Raw genomic sequence first — 20,087 nt, 5'->3', positions numbered from 1 at the left:
CCTCCTCCCCATCGACCGGTACGACCGTACCGGAAAAACGGTACGCGCGTACTGGTCTACCCGGCCGCCTACGGTGGGCGCGTGGAACAGGACTGGGCCGGCACGTACACCTACACCGCACGGGTCGAGCGCCCGCGCACCACCGAGGAGCTGCAGGAGGTCGTCCGGGGCGCCCGCGCGGTGCGCGCCCTGGGGACCCGGCACACCTTCAACGGCCTGGCCGACTCCCCGGGCGTGCTGGTCGACCTGACCGCACTCCCCGACCGGGTGCAGGTTCGCGACGACGGCACGGTGGCCGTCACCGCCGGCACCACCTTCGGGGCGCTGGCCCGCGAGCTGCAGCGGCACGGCCGGGCGCTGCACAACCTGGGCTCGTTGCCGCACATCTCCGTCGGCGGCGCGGTGGCCACCGGCACGCACGGCTCGGGGGACCGGGCCGGGGCGCTGGCCACCGCGGTGCGCTCGTTCCGCCGGGTCGGGCCCGACGGCGAGGTCGCCGAGGTGTCCAGGGACGACGTCGCCGCCCAGGCCGTGGCGCTCGGCTCGACCGGCGTGGTCACCGAGCTGGTGCTGGCCACCGAGCCCACCTACGACGTGCGGCAGGACGTCTACCGCGGCGCCCCGCTGGCCGACGTCGCCGGGGCGTTCGCCGCGGGGGACAGCGTCAGCGCGTTCACCCGGTGGGACGGGTCGGCGGACTTGTGGGTGAAGACCCGGCTGCCCGCCGACGTCCCCGACGAGCTGCTCGGCGCGCCCCGCGACCCGGTGAGCCGGGACCGGATCACCGACGAGATCGTCGGCAACGTCACCCCGCAGGGCGGCGTCCCCGGCCCGTGGCACGAGCGGCTGCCGCACTTCCGGCACGACGCGACCCCCAGCAACGGCGACGAGGTGCAGTCGGAGTTCTTCGTCGACCGGGCCGACACCACCGACGTCGTCGCCGCCCTGGCCGGGGTCGCCGACCGGTTCCGGGAGCACCTGGTCGTCGGCGAGCTGCGCACGGTCGCCGCCGACGACCTGTGGCTGTCGATGGCGCACGGCCGGGACTCCCTGGCGGTGCACTTCACCTGGCGGCGCACCCCGGGGACGCTGGCCGAGGCGGTGCCGCTGGTCACCGAGGTGCTCGCGCCGTTCGGGGCCCGGCCGCACTGGGGCAAGGCGCACCCGCTGCGGGCCGCCGAGCTGGCCGCGGTCGTGCCCTGCCTGGACCGGGCCCGGGAGCTGTTCGACGCCCTGGACCCCGACGGCGTGTTCGCCTCGCCGTCGGTGGTCGCGCTGGGGGTCCGCTCAGGCCGGTGAGGCGTCCCGCACGACCGGGCAGCTCATGCACCGCGGGCCGCCCCGGCCGCTGCCGAGCTGGTCGCCGGCGATCGGCACCACCTCGATGCCGGCGTCCTCCAGCGCCTTGTTGGTCACCGTGTTGCGCTCGTAGGCCACCGCCAGCCGGGGGCCGATGCAGAGGGTGTTGTTGCCGTCGTCCCACTGCTCGCGCTCGGCGGTGACCGGGTCCAGGCCGGTGTCGATCAGCCGCAGCCGGTCGATGCCCATCGCGGCGGCGGCGGCGGTGAGGAACGGCTGCGGGCCGCCCACCCGCAGGTCGCCCTCCTCCGGGTCGTCGCCGGCCCGCACGGTCCACGCGACCAGGGTGTCGGCGACCGCGGGGTACATGACCATGGCGTCGACGTCGACCATCGTGGCGATGGTGTCCAGGTGCATCGTCGCCCGTTCCTGGGCGATGGGGACGACGAGCACGGTGTGCGCCAGGCCGCGGGCGAAGACCCGGCGGGCCAGCCGCTCGGCCCCGCCCGCGGTGGTCCGCTCGCCCACGCCGACCGCCAGCACGCCGGGCGCCAGCAGCAGGACGTCGCCGCCCTCGAGGTGCTCCAGACCGGGGTCGTAGAGCCGCTGCGGCCCGGCGAACCGCGGGTGGTGGGCGTAGACCGCGCCGGTGATCGTGGACTCCCGGTGCCGGGCCGGCATGGCCAGTGAGGTGATGGCCACCTGGTCGCCGACCCAGACGCTGGAGTCGCGGGTGAACAGCAGGTTCGGCAGCGGCCGGACCACGAAGTCGCCGGGGCCCATCAGCTCGAAGGCCAGCCCCCGGGCGCCGGGCAGCTCGTCGTGGGCCACGCCGCCGATGAGCGCGGCGGCCAGGTCGGCCGAGGCCAGCCCGGACAGGTGCTCGGCGCTGGTGCGCCGCAGGGTGGCCCCGATGCGGGGGTCGTCGACGGCCGCGGCGACCAGCTGCTCCCGGGCGGCGGGGACGTCGAGCACCTCGGCCAGCAGCCGGTCCAGGTGCAGCACCTCGACCCCGCGGTCGGTCAGCGCCGCGGCGAAGGCGTCGTGCTCCTCCTGGGCCCGGGCCACCCACGGCACGCCGTCGAAGAGCAGCTCGTCGTTGTTGCGGGGGGTCAGGCGGCGCAGCTCGGCCCCGGGCCGGTGCAGCAGCACGGTGCGCAGCCGGCCGACCTCGCTGGTGACCAGGGGAGAAGTCATGGGCAGACTGTGCCCTGTGGCGGACGACGAGCGACAACCAGCCTGGTTCGTGGTGCTGCTGGGCGTGGGCCTGGCGCTGCTGGTCGCCGCGCTGTGCTTCTTCGCGCTACAGGCGCTGGGCGCCCGCGAGGTCGGCAGCGGCTTCGTCGTCCTGGTCGGGGTGCTGGCCGCGGTGGTCGGCGGCTTCCTCGCCCGCACGGTCGCGGCGAAGCTGCCGCCGGTGCGCCGCCCGCGCTGAGCCGGTCGAGCCGACCAGCACGCCGCCGACCACCAGACCGCCCCAGGCCAGCTCGGCCGCCGAGGTGGGCTCGCCCAGCAGCAGCCAGGCCGCCCCGATGCCGACCACGGGCACCAGCATCGAGAAGGGCGCCACCGAGGACGACGGGTTGCGGCTCAGCAGCGTCGCCCACAGCCCGGAGCCCAGGACGGTGCCCACCAGCACCGTGTAGGCCAGGCCGCCGACGGCGAGCAGGCCGGTCGTCGTCCCCAGGCCGGTGAACGAGCGGCCGATCTGCGCCGGGCCCTCGACCAGCAGCGACACCGCCAGCATCGGCAGCGGGGGCACGACCGACATCCACAGCGTCAGCCGCAGCGGGTGGGTCGCGCGGGCCTGTCGGGTGGCCAGGTTGCCCAGCGCCCAGCCCAGCCCGCCGCAGAGGGTGAGCAGCACCGGCAGCAGCAGGGCCCCGCCGTCGACGTCGGCGCGGTGCACCGCGATCCCGGCCAGCCCGGCGATGGCGACCGCCACCCCGAGGGCCTGCCGGCCGCTGATCCGCTCCCGCAGCAGCACGCCGGCCAGCAGCACCGTGAACGGCGCCGAGGACTGCAGCACCAGCGAGGCCAGCCCGGTGGGCATCCCGACGGCCATCGCCAGGTAGAGGAAGAGGAACTGCAGGACGCCGAAGCCGACCCCGTAGCCGAGCACCCATCGCCACGGGACGCCGGGCCGGGGCACCAGCAGCAGGGTGGGCACCGCCAGCAGCGCGAACCGCAGCGCCACCAGGAAGAAGGGCGGGAACTGCTGCAGCGAGAGGTGGATGGCGACGAAGTTCAGCCCCCAGCAGACGGCGACGAGGCAGGCCAGCAGGCGGTCCCGGGTGCTCACGGCGTCCACTCTGCGCCGCACCGTCGTGCAGCACCATCGAATGCTGGTGCGCTGTCGATGTAGCTTTGCTTCATGGATGTCCGGGCGCTGGAGACCCTCCGCGCGGTGCGCAGCCAGGGCGGCGTGACCGCCGCCGCCGCGGTGCTGCACCTGACGCCGTCCGCGGTCTCCCAGCAGCTGGCCGTGCTCACCCGGGACGCCGGGGTGCCGCTCACCGAGCGGGTCGGCCGCGGGCTCCGGCTGACCCCGGCCGGGGACGCGCTGGCCGACGCGGCCGTCGACGTCGCGGTGGCGCTGGAGCGGGCCCGCACCGCGTGCGCCGCCTTCGCCGGGGCGCCCACCGGCACCGTGCGGGTCTCGGCGTTCCAGAGCGCGGCCTGGATGCTGCTGCCCGGGCTGCTCACGCGGGTGGCCGCCCGGGGCGGCATCACCGTGGAGTGCGCCGACGAGGACGTCGCCCAGCACGCCTTCCCCGCGCTGACCGACCGGCACGACGTGGTGGTCGCGCACCGCCCGGCCGAGGCCGACCCGGGGTGGGGCCCCGACGTGCACGTGGTGCCGCTGCTGCGCGAACCGCTGGACGTCGCCGTCCCGGCCGGGTCGCCGTTGGCCGCGCGGGCCGCCCTGGAGCCGGCCGACGTCGCGGGGGCCGACTGGATCGCCGTCCGGGAGGGCTTCCCGGTGGCCCGGGTGCTCACCGACGTCGGCGTCGCGACCGGCACCGCGCCGCGCGTGGTGCAGCGGATCAACGACTTCCACGTGGTGGAGGCCCTGGTCGCCGCCGGGCACGGCCTCTCGCTGCTGCCCCGCTACAGCTCCGGCGGGCACCCCGGCGTCGCGCTGGTGCCGCTGGCCGGGGTGCGCGCGGGCCGGCAGGTCGACGCGCTGGTCCGCCCCGACACCGCCGAGCGCCGGGTGGTGGCGGTCGTGCTGGAGGAGCTGGTCGCGCTGGCGGCCGAGCTCAGGCGGGGCTGAGCGTCAGGCCGGGATGCTCGAGGCCGGCACCGACCGGAACACCCGGTTCAGGCCGGTCTGGTTGAGCAGCAGCCGCAGCGACGTGGGCGGTTCCACGACCTCGAGCTCGCCGCCGGCCCGCTTCTGCTTGCGGGCCAGGTGGACCAGCAGCTCCAGCCCGGCCGAGCTCATGAAGGTCACCCCGCGCACGTCGACCCGGGAGGGCCAGTCGGCGGGGCGGACGGTCACCCGGAACTGCCGGACGACGTCCTTGTCGATCTCGCCCGTGAAGACCAGCTGGGTGCCGTCGGGGGAGAGCTCCACCGACCCGTGGTCGGGCGCTGTGGCATCAACGTCCGTGGTCATGCGCCGCTGGGTGTCCCGCTCCGCGCCCGGTCAAACCCGACACGCGGTCGTTCAGGACGGAAGGAGCACGCCGGGGTTGCAGATGCCCTCCGGGTCCAGCGACGCCTTCACCGCGCGCAGCACGTCGACGCCCAGCGGTCCGACCTCCCGGTCCAGCCACGGCCGGTGGTCGGCGCCGACCGCGTGGTGGTGGGTGAGCGTGCCGCCGGCGGCCAGCAGGGCGTCGGTGGCCGCCCGCTTCGCGCCGAGCCACTGCTGCAGGGGCAGCTCGTCGTCCCGGTCGGCCAGGACGGTGAGGTAGAGCGACGCGCCGGTGGCGTAGCCGTGCGACAGGTGCGTCATCACCAGCGGCTGCTTGCCGGGGCCGGCCAGCGCCTCGCGCAGGGCCCGGCGGGCGGCGTCGTACACCGTCGGCAGCGCCGACCAGGTCGCCGCGGTCTCCAGCGTCTCGACCAGCAGGCCGTGGTCGAGCAGCCGGTCGCGCAGGTAGGGGCCCTCGAACCGGTGCCGCACCCAGGCCTCGCCGACCCGGGAGCCGGCCCGCTTGCCGCCGTCCTCGCGCAGCAGCGAGGTGGCCGCGCGCTGCCGGGCCCGCACCAGCGTCGGCAGGCCCTGCCAGCCGACCACCAGCAGGCAGCCCCCGCCGTGGCCGCGGCTGCGCAGGGCGCCGCGCAGCGCCCGGGCCCCCGCACCGCCGGACAGCAGCAGGTTCGCCCGGGTCTCGTCGGGGTCGCTGAGCCGGACGACGTCGGGCAGCAGGTCGTGCCGGGCCAGCCGCTGCAGCGCCGCGAGGCCGGCCGCCCAGCTGCGGAAGGACCAGCCCTCGTGCTCCTCCACCCGCGGGCGCGGGCGCACCCGCACCGTCAGCTCGGTGATCACCCCGAGCGTGCCCTCGGACCCGAGCGCCAGGCCGAGCAGGTCGGGGCCGGCGGCCGACGCCGGCGGGGAGCCGACCTCCAGCACCCCGGACGGCGTGGCCAGGGTGAGCGAGGCGACCAGGTCGTCGAACCGGCCCACCCCGGTGGAGGCCTGGCCCGCGCTGCGGGTGGCGGCGTACCCGCCGAGGGTCGCGAACTCCCAGCTCTGCGGCACGTGGCCCAGGGTCAGGTCGTGCTCGGCGAGGGCGTCCTCCAGCGCCGGGCCGCGCATGCCCGGGCCGACGGTGACCAGCGAGCTCGGCACGTCGACCGCGACCAGCCCGGACATCCGGGACAGGTCGACGACCACCACGGGCCGGTCGTCGACGTCGGTGCCCGACAGCCCGCCGACCACGCTGGTGCCGCCGCCGAAGGGCACGACCACCACGCCGTGCCGGCTGCACAGCTGCAGCAGCGCCGCGGTCTCGGCGGTGTCGGCCGGGGTGAGGACGGCGTCGGGTGCGTCGGAGGCGTCGCCCGAGCGGCGGCGGACCAGGTCCAGGTAGCTCTTGCCCCCGGTGCGCCGCAGCCGGGACTCCCGGTCGTCGCGCACGTTGTCCAGCCCGAGCAGGGTCACCAGCTCCGCGCGCACCGGCACGGGCAGGCGGCTGGGGGCCAGCTCGATCTGCTCGACCGGGACCGGCGGGGTGTGCCGGGGCGTCCAGCCCAGCTCCCGGGCCAGGTGCTTGCGGGCGGCCTTGGGCAGCGCCTTGGCCAGCGACTTGTCGGCGGTCAGCTCCAGCGTGCCGCCCTCGGCCACGTGCGCCACGCGGGTGCCGGGGGGACCCCAGCCCTGGACGGTGAGTTCGGGTTGCTCGGCCACCGGGTCAGTCTGCCCGCCGAACCCCTCCCGCTGGGGGAGGCAGGGGAGGCCCAGCGCCCGGGGACGAGGCCCGTTCGCGGGTGCCGGGCTTCCCCTGCCTGGGGCAGGGTGGGGCCGTGACCGGGACCCGTCTCGACCCCGCCCGCCGCGCCCGCGACCTGGAGCGGCTCGGGCGCCCGGTCGACGTCCTCGTGGTGGGGGGCGGGGTGACCGGCGCCGGGGTGGCGCTGGACGCCGCCGCCCGCGGGCTCTCGGTGCTGCTGTGCGAGCGGGCCGACCTGGCGGCCGGGACGAGCCGGTGGTCCTCGAAGCTGGTGCACGGCGGGCTGCGCTACCTGGCGCACGGCGAGGTCGGGCTGGCGCGGGAGTCCGCCCGCGAGCGCGCCGTGCTCATGGGGGTGACCGCGCCGCACCTGGTCCGGCCGCTGCCGTTCTGCGTGCCCGCGGTCGCCGGCGCCGACGTCGCGGCGGTGGCCGGCCTGGGCGGCGTGCTGGGGGACGCCGTCCGCGGGTCGGTGCGGGGTGGCCGCGGGTCGCTGCCCCGGGCCCGGCGGGTGGCCGCCGGCGAGGTGGCGGCCTGGCTGCCGGCGGTGCGCGGCGGGCGCGGGGGGATCGCGTTCTGGGACGGCCAGCTGACCGACGACGCCCGGCTGGTGGTGGCGCTGGCCCGCACCGCCGCCGGGTACGGCGCCTCGGTGCTGACCGGGGCCCGGGTGCTGGGCGTGGACGGGCGGACCGCTCTCGTCGAGGTGGAGGGGCGCCGGGTCGCGGTCGAGGCCGGGGTGGTGGTCAACGCCGCCGGGGTGTGGTCGGCCGGGCTGGACGACGGCATCCGGCTCTCGCCCTCGCGCGGCTCGCACCTGGTGGTCCGCGCGCAGCGGCTGGGCTCCCCGACGGCGGCGCTGACCGTGCCGCTGCCCGGCTCCCGCTCCCGCTACGTGTTCGCGCTGCCGCAGGACACCGGGCTGGTCCTGCTCGGCATCACCGACGAGCCGGTCGCGGGCCCGGTGCCCGACGACGACCCGCAGCCCTCGGCCGCCGAGGTCGAGCAGCTGCTGGGCACGGTCAACCGGGTGCTCGCCGACCCGCTGACCGCCGCGGACGTGGTGGGTGCCCACGCCGGGCTGCGGCCCCTCGTGCTGCCCGCCTCGGCCGGCGCCGGCCCGGGGGACGCCACGGCCGACCTCTCCCGCAGGCACCTGCTGCACCGGTCGGGGGCCGTGCTGACGGTCGTCGGCGGGAAGCTGACCACGTACCGGGCGATGGCGGAGGAGACGGTGGACGCCGCGCTGGACGTGCTCGGCCGCGGTGCCCGCCGGTCGCTGACGGCCCGCCTGCCGCTGGTCGGTGCCGCGCCCCGCCGGGTGCTGGCCGCCGTCGACGCCCCGGCCCGGCTGGTGGCCCGGTACGGCACCGAGGCGGCGCAGGTGCACGCGCTGGGGTCCGAGCCGCTGGCCGAGGGCCGGCCGGAGACGGTGGGGGAGCTGCGGTTCGCCGTCCGGGCCGAGGGCGCCCGCACGGTGGCCGACCTGCTCGACCGGCGCACGAGGGTGGGCCTGGTGCCTGCCGACCGCGCCGCCGCCGTAGCCCGCGCTGAGGAGGTCCTGGCCGCCGAGCTCAGCCGCTGATCACGGGCGCGGTCCACGTGGGGGCAGGCGGTAGAGGCGGCGCGCGTTGTCCTCGAAGACGGCCGCCACGTGCTCCGGGCCGACCGCCTCGGCCAGCCGGTCGAGGTCGGCGTCGGCGAAGGGACGGCGGGCCCGGGTGCTGGGCAGGTCGGTGCCGGTGACCAGGGCGCGGGGGTCGACGTCGAGCACCCGCCGGGCGGCGTCGGCGACGTCCAGGTCGACCCGGCCGAACCCGGTCGCCTTGACCACCGCGCCGGTGGCCACCAGCCGCAGCAGGTCGCGCAGGCCGTCGGCGTGCAGGCCCAGGTGGTCGACGACCACCTGCGGCAGCGGGTGCAGTACGGGGGCGAGGTCGGCGAGGTCGCGGCCGTCGACGTAGAGCTCGGTGTGCCAGCCGGCCAGCTCGTGCACCCGGCGGGCCAGCCGGTCCAGGTCGGCGAGCGGGGCCGACCCGCCGCGGCGCAGGTTGACCCGCACGGCGCGCACCCCGGCGGCGTCCAGCCGGAGCACCTCGGCGTCGGGCACGTCGGCCGGCAGCTGGGTGACCCCGACGAACCCCGGCCCGAGCTGGGCGAGCGCCGCCAGCAGGTAGGTCTGGTCGAAGGCCTGGAACGACCCGGAGACGACGGCGCCGCCGACCACGTCCAGGCCCGCGACCCGGGCCCGGTAGTCGGCGACGGTGAAGGGGTCGGGCAGGTAGCCGTCGTTGGGCACCAGCGGGAACGCCGGGTCGACCACGTGCAGGTGGGCGTCGACCAGCCTCACGGGGAGGTCTCCCTCACAGGAACGCCTTGCCCTCGCCGCGGTAGGTGGGCACCGACCCGACGAGCGCGTCCCCGGACACCAGGTGCAGCTCCCCGACCCGCTCGGCCAGCTCGCCGGCCTTGGCGTGCCGGAACCAGACCTGGTCGCCCAGCCGCAGGTGGGCGGCCGGGGCGCCGAGCAGCGGGGTCTGCGCCTCGCCGGCGCCCTCGAGCGGGCTGAACCGCAGGCCGGCCGGCCACGCGATGGTGGGCTGCCGGTCCGGGCCGGGTGGGCCCGAGGCGATCCAGCCGCCGCCCAGCGCGGTGGCGACCGTCGCCGAGGGCCGGCGCACCACCGGCTGCACGAAGTAGGCCGCCGGCCGGGGCCGGAAGCGGCGGTACCCGTCGAACAGCCCCGGCGCGTAGAGCCCCGAGCCGGCGGCGACCTCGGTGACCGCGGGCTCGGCGGAGGTCTGCTCCACCGATCCGGTGCCGCCACCGTTGACGAACCGCAGCGGCGCCAGCTCGGACACCGCGGCCACCACCGCGGCCCGCCGCTGCGCCAGTTCCCTCGCCGACAGCGCCTGCATGCCCCGCACCGCCAGCCGGCGCAGCCGGGGCCCGGCGGCGTCGGCGGTCCCGGCGATCTGGCCCTCGTAGGCCATCAGGCCGTCCAGGTGCAGCCACGGCCGGTCCAGCACCGCACGGGCCAGCGCCACGGCCTGCGCGGGGGTGCGGACGGGGGAGCGCAGCGGGCCCAGGTGCACCCGGCCGCCGAGCAGCTCCAGCGCGGCGTCCAGGTCCAGGCAGACCTTGACCGGTGCGGCGGGGGAGCGGCCGACCGCGGCCTCGACGACGTCGAGGGACTCCACCGAGTCGACCATCAGCGTCACCCGCGCGGCCAGCTGCGGGTCGGCGGCCAGCGCGACCATCGCGGCGGTGTCGGTGCTGGGGTAGCCGACGACGACGTCCTCGTGGCCCGTGGCGGCCAGCCAGACCGCCTCGGGCAGGGTGAGCGCGAGGATGCCGGCGAAGCCGGGGCGGGCCAGTGCCCGGTCGCCCAGCGCCCGGCAGCGCACCGACTTGCTGGCCAGCCGGATGGTGGTGCCGGGAGCGGCGCGGGCGACGAGCGCATCGGCGTTGGCGTCGAAGGCGTCGAGGTCGACGACGGCGAAGGGCGGCTGCAGCCCGGCGGTCGCCGCGCGGAGGGCGGCGAGGCGGTCGCTCACCGGCGTCGGGTCGCGGGCGGCATGCGCCGGATCGTGCCACGCGACCGGCCCGGGACGCACCGGACCGGGGACGGCGCCGTCCCGGTGGCGGCGCCGGCCGTCCCACTGATCGGGATGAGCAGTTCACATAGTGGGACGACGGGTGCAGGCTGGTCGGGTGGACACCTACACCCACGGCCACGCCGACGCCGTCCTGCAGTCCCACCGCTGGCGCACCGCGGAGAACTCCGCGGCGTACCTGCTGCCGCACCTGCGGGCCGGGCTCGACGTGCTCGACGTGGGCTGCGGGCCGGGCACGATCACCGTCGACCTGGCCCGCCGGGTCGCGCCGGGCCGGGTGCTGGGCCTCGACGTCGTGGCCGACCCGCTGGGGGAGGCGCGGGCCCTGGCCGGGCGCGAGGGCGTGCCGGTGGAGTTCGCCGTCGGCGACGTCTACGCCCTCGACCTGCCCGACGCCTCCTTCGACGTGGTGCACGCCCACCAGGTGCTGCAGCACCTCACCGACCCGGTCGCCGCGCTGCGCGAGATGGCGCGGGTGTGCCGGCCGGGCGGGCTGGTCGCCGTCCGGGACGTCGACTACGCCGCGACGACCTGGTTCCCCGACGACGACGGCCTGGTCCGCTGGCTGGACCTCTACCACCGGGTGGCCCGGCACAACGACGCCGAGCCCGACGCCGGCCGCCGGTTGCGGTCCTGGGCGCACGCGGCCGGGCTGCGCGACCTCACCGCGTCGGCGTCCACCTACTGCTACGCCTCCGACGCCGAGCGCCGCTGGTGGGGTGACTCGTGGGCGGGCCGGGCGACCGCGTCGGCGTTCGCCGAGCAGGCGGTGGCCTACGGCCTGGCCACCGCCGACGAGCTCGCCGAGGTCGCCGCGGCCTGGCAGCGCTGGGCCGCCGCGGACGACGGCTGGCTGGGCATGCTGCACGGCGAGCTGCTGGTGCGGGTGGGCCCCTCAAGCCCGGCCGGGTAGCCGCCGATCAGGTGGGGGAGGGCGCCACTGAGCCCGGTACCGGCCGGCTCAGTGGCGCGGGGTGACCTCGCGGGGCGCTGCCTCCAACGCGTGCAGCGACCGCCGGACGCCGACGGTCACCGCGCCGAGCGCGAAGAACCCCTGGTCGTCGGGCACCTCCGCCGAGCGCAGCAGCTGCACCAGCCGGTCCAGCGAGGCCACGGCCACGTCGATCGCGTCGTCGCGGGAGTCCCGGTGCGGGCCGTCGTGGTAGGGGATGCGCACCACGCCGGCCAGGCCGGTGAGCGCGTCGGCCAGCACCCAGCCGGTGCCGTCGTCCACCCGGTCCAGGCCGCGGCGGTGCGGCTGGAACTCCGCCACCAGGTCGGTGAGGTCGTCGACCAGCACGGCCACCCGGTCCAGCGCGCGGGACTGCTCGCGGACCCGGCCGGCCGTGCCCTGCCAGCGCGCGGCCCGCGGGTTGGCCCGCCGGGCCCGCTCGACCTGGGCCTCGGCGGCGCGCATCCGGTCCAGGGCGGTGCCCAGGGTGCGGCCGCGGTGCGCCCAGTCCTCGGGGTCGGGCACGGTGCCGCCGCGGACGGCGTCGGCCATGTCCACCAGGTGCGCGGCGAGCAGGCCGCGGGCGACGGCGATCCGCTCGACGGCGACGGTCAGCATCATCGGCGGGAACAGCACGGTGGTGACGGCGACGCCGACCGCGGCGCCGAGCAGGGTCAGCCCGCCGTAGCGCAGCACGTAGGCCGCCGGGTCGTCGGTGCCGATGGTGATCATCAGGACGGCGGCGAAGCTGACCCAGCTGGCCTGCTCGCGCAGCAGCCGCCACTGCTCGACCACCACGGCGACGGCGACGATCAGGGCGATGGTGAACGCGTTCGGCACCCCGCGGGTGACCTCGTAGACCCCGACGGCCAGGCCGAAGCCCAGGAACATCGCCGCGACCGTGCGCCAGGCGGCCCCCGCGGAGTCGGCGACCGTGGGGTGCACGGCGACCACCGCGCCGAGCGGGGCGTAGTAGGCGTAGTCGGACAGCGTCGGCGGCAGCAGGACGGCGACCTGCCAGGCCAGCCCGGCGGCGACGGCGGCCCGGACGCCCCGCTGCACCCACGGTCGGCGCAGCACCTCGACGAGCGCGATCACCGGGGCCAGGGTGCCCTACGCCTCCCGGGCGGCCCCGACCCCCGCGGCGACGTACTCGGGCAGGCGGACGTCGTCCAGGGTGGCCGGGTCGACCAGCACCCAGCCGGCCAGCTCGCGGCCCTGCATGACCATCCGCGCCACGCCGTCGCGGGTGACCAGCTCGTCGGCCAGGGCGGGGGCGCAGCGCACCATCAGCCCGCCGCCACCGCTCACCGCGACCGCCATCGAGCCGCCGACCAGGAACGCCAGCCCGCCGAACATCGTCCGCTCGGCGACGTCCGGGGTGCCGTCGAGCGCCGACCGCACCCGCTCCGCCAGCTCCAGGTCGTACGCCACGCCGGCAGGATGGCCGCCCACCCCCCGTCGGGCAAGACCCACCGAGTGCACGACTGCGGTGGTCAGAGGGGCCCCGGAACCACCGCAGTCGTGCACTCGACGCAACCCCGGCGGGTGGGACGACGACGCAACCCGGTCGGAGGATGCTCCGCGACGACGGAGGGGTCCGAGGGACGAGGTCCCCTTCACAAGGAGGGGACGGACGCGCTCACCCCACCGGGGAACGGCCGTTGGCCGCGGTGCGACCCGGAGGGTCGCCGTGTACACCGCCATTCGCCTCGAGGTCCAGGGCGGTCACCCAGCCCTGGACCGGCAGCGGGTGGCCGGTCAGCCAGCCCTGCACCGCGTCGCAGCCCAGCCGGAACAGCAGCTGCAGGTCGGCGGGGTCCTCGATGCCCTCGGCCAGCGCGGACAGGCCCAGGTCGTGGGCCAGCCGGATGCTGTGCCCGACGATGACGGCGGCCGCGGCGTCGGAGGCGATGCCCGAGGTGAGCGAGCGGTCGAACTTGACCTCGTCGATCGGCAGCCGGTGCAGGTAGGCCAGCGAGCTGTAGCCGGTGCCGTAGTCGTCCACGGCGATCCGCAGCCCGATGGAGCGCAGCGAGGTCAGGGTCTGCAGGGCGCGGTCGGGGTCGAGCATGAGGGTGTCCTCGACGACCTCGACGGTGAGCGCGCGAGCAGGCAGGCCGTGCCGGTCGAGGGCGTCGGCGATGCGGTGCGGCAGCAGCGGGTCGTCGAGGTCGGTGGCGCTGAGGTTGACCGCGACGGGCACCTCGCGGTCGGCCCACCAGCCGGCGACGCCGCCGAGGGCGAGGTCGAGGACCCGCTCGGTGACCGCGTCGGACAGGTGGCCGTGCTCGGCGGCGCGCAGCACCTCGCCGGGGCCGAGCAGGCCGCGGGTGGGGTGCGCCCAGCGCAGCAGCGCCTCGCAGCCCACGACGGTGGCCACGGTGCCGGTGCCGGTGGCCTCGATCCGGTGCTGGGGCTGGAAGTGCAGGAGCAGCTGGTCGTCGGCGTCCAGGGCGGCGTGCAGGTCGTCGACCCAGGCCAGCAGGCTGTCCTCCTGCACGCGGCCGCAGCGGGCGGGGTCGTGGACGGCCACGCCGCTGGTGCTGGCCTGCGCCTCGGCGAGGGCCTGGTCGGCGCAGCGCAGCAGGTCGCCGGTGCGGGTCTGCTCGCCGGGGCGGTCGTCGACGGCGTGGCTGGTCGTCGTCCCCACGTTGACGGTGAGGTGCAGCCGGTGCCGGTCCATGTCGAAGGGGCGGCCGAGCACGTCGCGCACCTGGGCGGCCAGCAGGGAGGCGCGGGTCGGGTCCTCGCCGACGAAGGCCAGCGCGAAGTCGTCGCCGTCGATGCGGGCCACGACGGTGCCCGGCCCGGCGAGGGTGGACAGGTGGGAGGCGACCCGCTGCAGCACCTTGTCCCCGGTCTCGTGGCCGGCCTCCTCGTTGATCCGGCGGAAGCCGTCGAGGTCGAGGGCGAGCAGGGTGACCGGCTCGGGCCCGGCGAGCCACCGGTCGACGCCGGAGCCCAGGCCGCGGCGGTTGAGCAGGCCGGTGAGCGGGTCGGTGAAGGCGTCGGCGAGCTGCTCGAGGGCGGCGCGGGCGACCCGGATGGTCAGCTGGAACCGGGCCACGACGACCGCGAGGCAGCCGCCGGCGGCCAGCACCAGGGGCAGCACCCAGCGGCCGGTGCCGGGGGAGTGGGCGGCCAGCAGGACGGCGAGCAGGTTGGCGCCGCACCCGGCGAAGGGCAGCACGTTGGACCAGCTGCGCAGCCGGTGGGTGGCGTCGAGCATGGCGTGGTCGGTGGTGCGCACCGGTCGCGTGACGGCGTAGGCGAGGACGACGCAGGCACCGGCCATGAGCAGGAAGGACGGGCCGGGGGACGCCGGGCCGTCGTGGTGCAGCGAGTGGCCCGACGCCAGGTCGGCGGCCAGCACGAGGGCGGAGCCGGCCAGCAGGGGCGGGACGACGGAGTCCCGGCCCGGGCGCAGCACGGAGCACAGCGCGACGGCGCCCGAGACCAGCGCGACGTCGATGCCGGTGAGCACGAGGACGGCGCGGGTGGCCGCGTCGGTCCCGCCGTCGCCGATGCCGATGAGGACGACGGTGCCGGCGACGGCGGTCAGGCCGAGCGCGGTGCTGACGGAGTCCAGGCCGATGCCGGCCAGCACGAGCCGGCCGCGCAGCGGCAGCACCAGGGACAGCAGCAGGACGCCGATGCCGGCCTGGCCGACCAGGTGCAGGCCGTCCAGCAGCCAGGCGAGGGCGCCGGTGGGCACCGGGTGCAGCACCCGGGCGAGCACGGCGCCGAGGGCGAAGGCGCCCAGGCCCAGCCCGAGCGCGGTGCGGGCGACGGCGCCGGGTGAGCCGGGCAGCCGGTCGCGCAGCGCGACGAGGGCGGCCAGGCCGTGCACGCCGGCGAGGACGGCGACGTCGAGGGCGAGCCGCCAGGCGCTGTCGGGTGCGCTGGCCCCCTGCACCAGCCCCCAGGCGAGCAGCACGGCGGCGGTCAGCAGCAGGGCGCGGGGCGAGGTGACCCGGTGCAGCAGCGGACGGGTGACGGGCGGGTGGTGCATCGCGACGGTCTGCACGGTCGACATCACCCCTCCTGGTCCGGCGAGTCCACGGACGAGCCGCAGGGCGCGGCTCGTCCGTGGGTTCTCGGCGAGCACCGGGTCGCTGTTGACCAGGGGTGGAGCCGTTCCACCCCCGCGGGTGAGAACGGAGCTGTTCCGGTTTCAGCCCTGCCGGGCAGCGTTGGCCTGGCAGGCGGTGCCCACGTAGGCGGCCAGGCCCGGCGCGACCCGCTCGTGGTACGCGGTGAACCGCTCGTCGTCGGTGTACATCCGGCCGAGGGCGGCGTGCAGCTCCGGCGGGCAGTCGTAGTACCGCCGGGTGATCTGCTGCCGGTGCTCCTCGGCCAGGTCCATCGCCCGGTCGCCGTCGGCCGGGGCGCCGTCGGCCAGGGCGGCGGCGAACCGGCGCTCCAGGTCGTCGGTCTCGGCCCTGATCGCCAGCCAGTCGGCCTTGGTGCACCGGCCGGTGCGGGCCTGCGACTGCGCCCAGGCCTCGGTGTCGCCCCAGCGCTGCTCGGCCCCGGCGACGTCCGGGTCGTCCAGCAGGGCGGTGGTCGTAGTGGTGCAGCGTGCGCACCGTCACCCCGGCCAGCCCGGCCAGCTCACCCACCGTGTGGCCCACGGCCCCTCCTCTCTCCCTGGCACCGGTGATCGAAGCGCCTCACGTCGCGTCAGGGTCGAGTCCGGCGCAGGATCGGGTGATGGCGGCCCCGGCGCACGACCCCTACCCCCGCTCCCGGGTGCGCGTGCGCGGCCGGGAGATGGCCTACGTCGACACCGGTGGGGGCGACGCGGTCGTCCTGCTGCACGGCAACCCGACGTCGTCCTACCTGTGGCGGGGGGTCATCCCGCACCTGGCCGGGCTCGGCCGCTGCGTGGCCCCCGACCTGATCGGGATGGGCGAGTCGGAGAAGCTGCCCGACCCGGGCCGCGGGACGTACTCCTTCGCCACCCACGCCGCGTTCCTGGAGGACCTGCTGGAGGAGGTGCAGCTCGGCGACCGGGTCACCCTGGTGCTGCACGACTGGGGCGGGGCGCTGGGCTTCGACTGGGCCCGCCGGCACGCCGACCGGGTGCGGGCGATCGCCTTCACCGAGACCATCGTGACGCCGCTGCTGTGGGCCGACTGGCCGCGCGCGGCGAAGGGCGTGTTCCAGGGCATGCGCTCCGACCGCGGCGAGGAGCTGGTGCTCGAGCGCAACACCTTCGTCGAGCGGATCCTCCCCGCCTCGACGCTGCAGGGTCTGGCGCCCGAGGTGCACGACCGCTACCGGGCGCCCTACCCGACGCCGGAGAGCCGCTGGCCCACCCTGGAGTGGCCGCGGAGCATCCCGATCGAGCACGTGCCGCCGGACGTGCACGACGTCGTCGACCGCTACGGCGAGTGGCTGGCGCACTCCGACGTCCCCAAGCTGTTCGTCGACGCCGAGCCCGGCTCGATCCTGGTGGGCCGGCAGCGGAACCTGGTCCGCCGCTGGCCGAACCTCACCGAGGTGCAGGTGCCGGGCAGCCACTTCGTGCCGGAGGACAGCCCCGACGAGCTGGGCCGCGCGGTCGCCGACTGGCTGCGGACGATCCCCTAGAGGACGGCGTCGCAGACGGCGAGCAGGCGGGCCCGCAGCGCCTGGCCGCGCGCGGCGAAGCCCCGCTGGGCCGCGGCGTAGTCGGCCTTGCCCGCCGCTGTCTCGATCGGCACCGGCGGGTAGCCGTGCCCGGCGAGGTCGTAGGGGCTGGCCCGCATGTCCAGCACCCGGATGTCCACCGCGAGCTCGAAGCAGTCGGCGAGCAGTTCGCCGGGCACCGCGGGGGCGAGCTTGTAGGCCCACTTGTAGAGGTCCATGCCGGCGTGCAGGCAGCCCGGCTGCTCCAGCGCCACCTGGGTGCCGCGGGTGGGGGTGAGCGCGTTGCGCGGGGCCGCGGTCGGGGTGAAGAACCGGTAGGCGTCGACGTGCGTGCACTGCAGGCGGTGGGACTCCACGACGGCGTCGGTGCCGGCCGGGCCCAGCCGCAGCGGGACGGCGCCGTGCCGGGGGGCGCCGCGGTGCACCATCGCCCACTCGTGCAGGCCGAAGCAGCCGAACTGGCCCGCCCTCCCGGCGGTCGCGCCGAGCAGCCCGGCGACCCACCCGGCCGACGTCCCCCGCTTGGCGCGGTAGGCGGCGACGTCCAGCCCGACCGAGCCGTCGGGCAGCCGCGTGTACAGCGGCCAGCCCAGCCGCTCCTCGGCGAGCTCGCCGGTGACCGAGGCGCCGACGCCGGCGTGCCAGCGCAGCAGCCGGGCCGGGGGTTCGGAGTAGTAGGTGAACAGGAAGTCCAGCACCGGGTGCGCCTCGTGCCGCTGCCGACGCTCCAGGTGCGGGCCGACCCAGGTGCTCAGCCGGTCCCGGTGGGCGGCGGCGCGGGCGCTCGCCACGTCGGGGTCCAGCACGGTCACCGGCCCAGCGTAGGAGGCCCTTGACAGTGGTCGAACGCTCAACGAGTGTCGCGCTCGGCCGTGATCGCGGTCACCGTCACCCACCGAGGAGTGCGCCCGTGCCCGTGGAGACCGACGTCCTGGTGGTGGGGACCGGCCCCGCCGGCGCCTCCGCGGCGCTGTTCCTGGCCAGCTACGGCACCCGCGTCGTCGTCGTCACCAAGTACTCCCGGCTGTCGCAGGACCCGCGGGCGCACATCACCAACCAGCGGGCGCTGGAGACCATGCGCGACATGGGCGTCGAGGACACCCTGATGGCGCTGGCCACGCCCTGGGAGCTCATGGGGACGACGACCTTCTGCACCTCGCTGGCCGGCGAGGAGCTCGGCCGGATCCCGAGCTGGGGCACCGACCCCGCCCGGCACGCCGACTACCAGCTGGCCAGCCCCTGCACGATGCTCGACGCCCCGCAGACGATCACCGAGCCGGTGATGGTCAAGGCCGCCCAGGACCGCGGCGCGACCGTGCGCTTCGACACCGAGTACCTGCGCCACGTGCAGGACGACGAGGGCGTCACCACCACCGTCCGCGACCGGCTCAGCGGCCTGGAGTACGAGATCCGGTCCCGCTACCTGGTCGGCGCCGACGGGGCGCGGTCGAAGGTCGCCGCCGACCTCGAGCTGCCCTTCGAGGGCCCCGGTGCCGTCGGTGGCGCGCTGGGCATCGTGTTCGAGGCCGACCTGACCCACCTCGTCGCGCACCGGCCGTCGGTCCTCTACTGGATGCTGCAGCCCGGCGCGGAGAAGGAGGGCGTCGGCCTCGGCGTCCTGCGGATGATCGAGCCCTGGACGAAGTGGATGCTCATGTGGGGCTACGCCGTCGCCGACGGCCCGCCGGAGCTGACCGACGAGTTCGTCCGCGAGCTGGCCGTCGGGCTGGTGGGCAGCGACGACTTCGAGATGGAGGTCGTCTCGGGCTCGCCGTGGACGGTCAACCACCACTTCGCCACCACGATCGCCCGGGGCCGGGTGTTCTGCGCCGGCGACGCGGTGCACCGGCACCCGCCGACCAACGGCCTGGGCTCCAACACCTCGATCCAGGACAGCTACAACCTGGCCTGGAAGCTCGCCCACGTCGTCGCCGGCACGGCGGACCCGGCGCTGCTGGAGTCCTACGACGCCGAGCGGGCGCCGATCGCCCGGCAGGTCGTGGAGCGGGCGAACCAGTCGATCGCCGACACCGGCCGGATCATGGCCGCGCTGGAGCTGACCGACAGCACCGACACCGAGGCGCTGGAGCGCCAGCTCGCGCTGCGCCGGGCCCCGGGTGCCGAGGGGGACAAGGTGCGCGCCGCGGTCCGGGAGGCCATCGCCTACAAGGCCTACGAGTTCGACGCGCACGGCGTGGAGCACAACCAGCGCTACGCCTCGGGCGCGGTGGTCCCCGACGGCACCGACATGCCGCCCTACCGCCGCGACCACCAGCTCTACGCCCAGCCCACCACCTGGCCCGGTGCCAAGCTGCCGCACGCCTGGGTCACCCGCGGGGGCCGCGAGGTCTCGACGCTGGACCTGGTCGGCAAGGGCAGGTTCGCCGTCGTCACCGGGGTCGGCGGGGAGGCCTGGTTGGCGGCGGCCGCGGCGCTCGGCGCCGAGCGCGGGCTGGAGATCACGCCGGTCGCCATCGGCCCCGGGCTGCCCTTCGACGACCCGTACGGCACCTGGGCCGACCTGCGCGAGATCGCCGACGGCGGCGTGCTGCTGGTCCGCCCCGACTGCTACGTCGCCGCCCGGCACCTGGAGGCGCCCGGGGACGACGCGCGGGAGTGGCTGGCCGGCGCGCTGGCGCAGGTGCTCGGGCGCTAGTCCGCGGGGGCCGGGAACGGGCGGGCGAAGGTGAAGGCGTCCGGGACCGGCCCCTCCGCGCGGAGCCGGGTCAGCCTCGCATCGGCCTCGGCCTCGGCCACGGTCGGCCGGTGCCCGGCCGGCACCCACCACAGCACCGTGAAGGCCTCCCGCACCTGCTCGAACCACTCGCGCCGGCGCCGCATCGCCGCCGCGTGGGGGCCCGTGTAGACGAAGTCGCGCAGCGTAGCGAGCGACGTCCAGGTGCTCAGGTTGATGATCAGCCGGTCGCCGCGGGCGCGGAGGTAGGCGTCGGCCTCGGCGTCACCGGGCGGCAGCCGCCAGGCGAAGCCGGGCGCGGCGTCGGCGAGGGCGTTGACCGGCTCCATGAGCTCGAAGAAGCCGTCGAGGCGGGCCGAGGTGACCGGCTCCACCGTCGTCCCCACGTTGAGCTGGGCGACGTGGTGGCCGGGCACGGTCGGACCCTAGCGCCGGGTGGCCCCCGAACGGCAGGTACGCCGACTACCGTGGTCGGCTCGCCC

The 20,087-nt window shown here is 76.6% G+C and carries 18 protein-coding genes; 6 read left to right on the top strand and 12 right to left on the bottom strand.

Features of this window, described 5'->3' with window-relative positions; genetic code table 11:
- Positions 1–81: 81 nt before the first annotated feature.
- Positions 82–1,299: an FAD-binding protein gene (locus tag BLT39_RS03975; RefSeq protein ID WP_091058833.1), complete on the top strand. Its 1,218-nt coding sequence runs from the start codon at positions 82–84 to the stop codon at positions 1,297–1,299.
- On the opposite strand, the gene BLT39_RS03970 is transcribed toward BLT39_RS03975, so the two are convergent.
- Both BLT39_RS03970 and BLT39_RS03965 read right to left on the bottom strand, forming a co-directional pair.
- Positions 1,288–2,496 carry an arginine deiminase gene (locus BLT39_RS03970; protein WP_091058829.1) on the bottom strand — a complete coding sequence of 403 codons (1,209 nt, stop codon included), beginning with the start codon at positions 2,494–2,496 and terminating at the stop codon, positions 1,288–1,290. The genes BLT39_RS03975 and BLT39_RS03970 overlap by 12 nt on opposite strands.
- 106 nt (positions 2,497–2,602) lie before the next feature.
- A complete protein-coding gene (locus tag BLT39_RS03965; protein WP_091059470.1) occupies positions 2,603–3,601 on the bottom strand; it encodes an EamA family transporter in 999 nt (332 codons plus the stop codon).
- Positions 3,602–3,673: 72 nt separating this feature from the next.
- Here BLT39_RS03965 and BLT39_RS03960 point away from each other — a divergent pair, with 72 nt between their 5' ends.
- Entirely contained in the window at positions 3,674–4,576 is a 903-nt protein-coding gene (locus BLT39_RS03960) for a LysR family transcriptional regulator (protein ID WP_091058825.1), read from the top strand.
- A 3-nt stretch (positions 4,577–4,579) separates the two neighbouring features.
- Here the strand turns inward: BLT39_RS03960 and BLT39_RS03955 are convergent, their stop codons facing one another.
- Both BLT39_RS03955 and BLT39_RS03950 read right to left on the bottom strand, forming a co-directional pair.
- Positions 4,580–4,921, bottom strand: a complete 342-nt coding sequence (locus BLT39_RS03955) for an STAS domain-containing protein (protein WP_091058822.1) — start codon at positions 4,919–4,921, stop codon at positions 4,580–4,582.
- A gap of 51 nt (positions 4,922–4,972) precedes the next feature.
- Positions 4,973–6,661, bottom strand: coding sequence for an FAD-binding oxidoreductase (locus BLT39_RS03950; RefSeq protein ID WP_091058818.1), 1,689 nt, complete (start codon positions 6,659–6,661; stop codon positions 4,973–4,975).
- A gap of 116 nt (positions 6,662–6,777) precedes the next feature.
- On the opposite strand from BLT39_RS03950, the gene BLT39_RS03945 reads away from it, so the two are divergent.
- Positions 6,778–8,289 carry a glycerol-3-phosphate dehydrogenase/oxidase gene (locus tag BLT39_RS03945; protein ID WP_091059467.1) on the top strand — a complete coding sequence of 504 codons (1,512 nt, stop codon included), beginning with the start codon at positions 6,778–6,780 and terminating at the stop codon, positions 8,287–8,289.
- Here the strand turns inward: BLT39_RS03945 and BLT39_RS03940 are convergent, their stop codons facing one another.
- Complete coding sequence (locus BLT39_RS03940; protein ID WP_207507560.1) at positions 8,290–9,054, bottom strand: amidohydrolase family protein; 765 nt, start codon at positions 9,052–9,054, stop codon at positions 8,290–8,292.
- Between the two features lie 13 nt (positions 9,055–9,067).
- Positions 9,068–10,261, bottom strand: coding sequence for an alanine racemase (locus BLT39_RS03935; protein WP_091058814.1), 1,194 nt, complete (start codon positions 10,259–10,261; stop codon positions 9,068–9,070).
- A 157-nt stretch (positions 10,262–10,418) separates the two neighbouring features.
- Between BLT39_RS03935 and BLT39_RS03930 the strand changes: the two genes are divergently transcribed.
- A complete protein-coding gene (locus tag BLT39_RS03930) occupies positions 10,419–11,234 on the top strand; it encodes a methyltransferase domain-containing protein (RefSeq protein WP_091058811.1) in 816 nt (271 codons plus the stop codon).
- 48 nt (positions 11,235–11,282) lie between these two features.
- Here BLT39_RS03930 and BLT39_RS03925 read toward each other — a convergent pair whose 3' ends face one another.
- The 4 genes from BLT39_RS03925 to BLT39_RS03910 all read right to left on the bottom strand — a co-directional run bounded on the left by BLT39_RS03925 (position 11,283) and on the right by BLT39_RS03910 (position 15,831).
- Positions 11,283–12,371: an FUSC family protein gene (locus BLT39_RS03925; protein WP_091058809.1), complete on the bottom strand. Its 1,089-nt coding sequence runs from the start codon at positions 12,369–12,371 to the stop codon at positions 11,283–11,285.
- A 15-nt stretch (positions 12,372–12,386) separates the two neighbouring features.
- Positions 12,387–12,707, bottom strand: coding sequence for a TfoX/Sxy family protein (locus BLT39_RS03920; RefSeq protein ID WP_091058806.1), 321 nt, complete (start codon positions 12,705–12,707; stop codon positions 12,387–12,389).
- Between the two features lie 208 nt (positions 12,708–12,915).
- Positions 12,916–15,312 (bottom strand): putative bifunctional diguanylate cyclase/phosphodiesterase, encoded by a 2,397-nt coding sequence (locus BLT39_RS03915; protein ID WP_091058802.1) that lies wholly within the window; start codon positions 15,310–15,312, stop codon positions 12,916–12,918.
- 138 nt (positions 15,313–15,450) lie between these two features.
- Positions 15,451–15,831, bottom strand: a complete 381-nt coding sequence (locus BLT39_RS03910; protein ID WP_242658152.1) for a TipAS antibiotic-recognition domain-containing protein — start codon at positions 15,829–15,831, stop codon at positions 15,451–15,453.
- A gap of 158 nt (positions 15,832–15,989) precedes the next feature.
- Between BLT39_RS03910 and BLT39_RS03905 the strand changes: the two genes are divergently transcribed.
- Positions 15,990–16,871, top strand: coding sequence for a haloalkane dehalogenase (locus tag BLT39_RS03905; protein WP_091058794.1), 882 nt, complete (start codon positions 15,990–15,992; stop codon positions 16,869–16,871).
- On the opposite strand, the gene BLT39_RS03900 is transcribed toward BLT39_RS03905, so the two are convergent.
- Complete coding sequence (locus BLT39_RS03900) at positions 16,868–17,722, bottom strand: 3-methyladenine DNA glycosylase (RefSeq protein ID WP_091058790.1); 855 nt, start codon at positions 17,720–17,722, stop codon at positions 16,868–16,870. The two genes, BLT39_RS03905 and BLT39_RS03900, sit on opposite strands and share 4 nt — an antisense overlap.
- A gap of 98 nt (positions 17,723–17,820) precedes the next feature.
- On the opposite strand from BLT39_RS03900, the gene BLT39_RS03895 reads away from it, so the two are divergent.
- Entirely contained in the window at positions 17,821–19,566 is a 1,746-nt protein-coding gene (locus BLT39_RS03895; RefSeq protein WP_091058787.1) for an FAD-dependent oxidoreductase, read from the top strand.
- Here BLT39_RS03895 and BLT39_RS03890 read toward each other — a convergent pair.
- Positions 19,563–20,021, bottom strand: coding sequence for a DUF3291 domain-containing protein (locus BLT39_RS03890; RefSeq protein WP_091058784.1), 459 nt, complete (start codon positions 20,019–20,021; stop codon positions 19,563–19,565). The two genes, BLT39_RS03895 and BLT39_RS03890, sit on opposite strands and share 4 nt — an antisense overlap.
- Between the last annotated feature and the right edge of the window lie 66 nt (positions 20,022–20,087).

The sequence above is a fragment of the Klenkia brasiliensis genome (assembly GCF_900100695.1).
GTDB lineage: Bacteria > Actinomycetota > Actinomycetes > Mycobacteriales > Geodermatophilaceae > Klenkia > Klenkia brasiliensis.
This window is presented reverse-complemented; position numbering and strand designations above follow the sequence as displayed.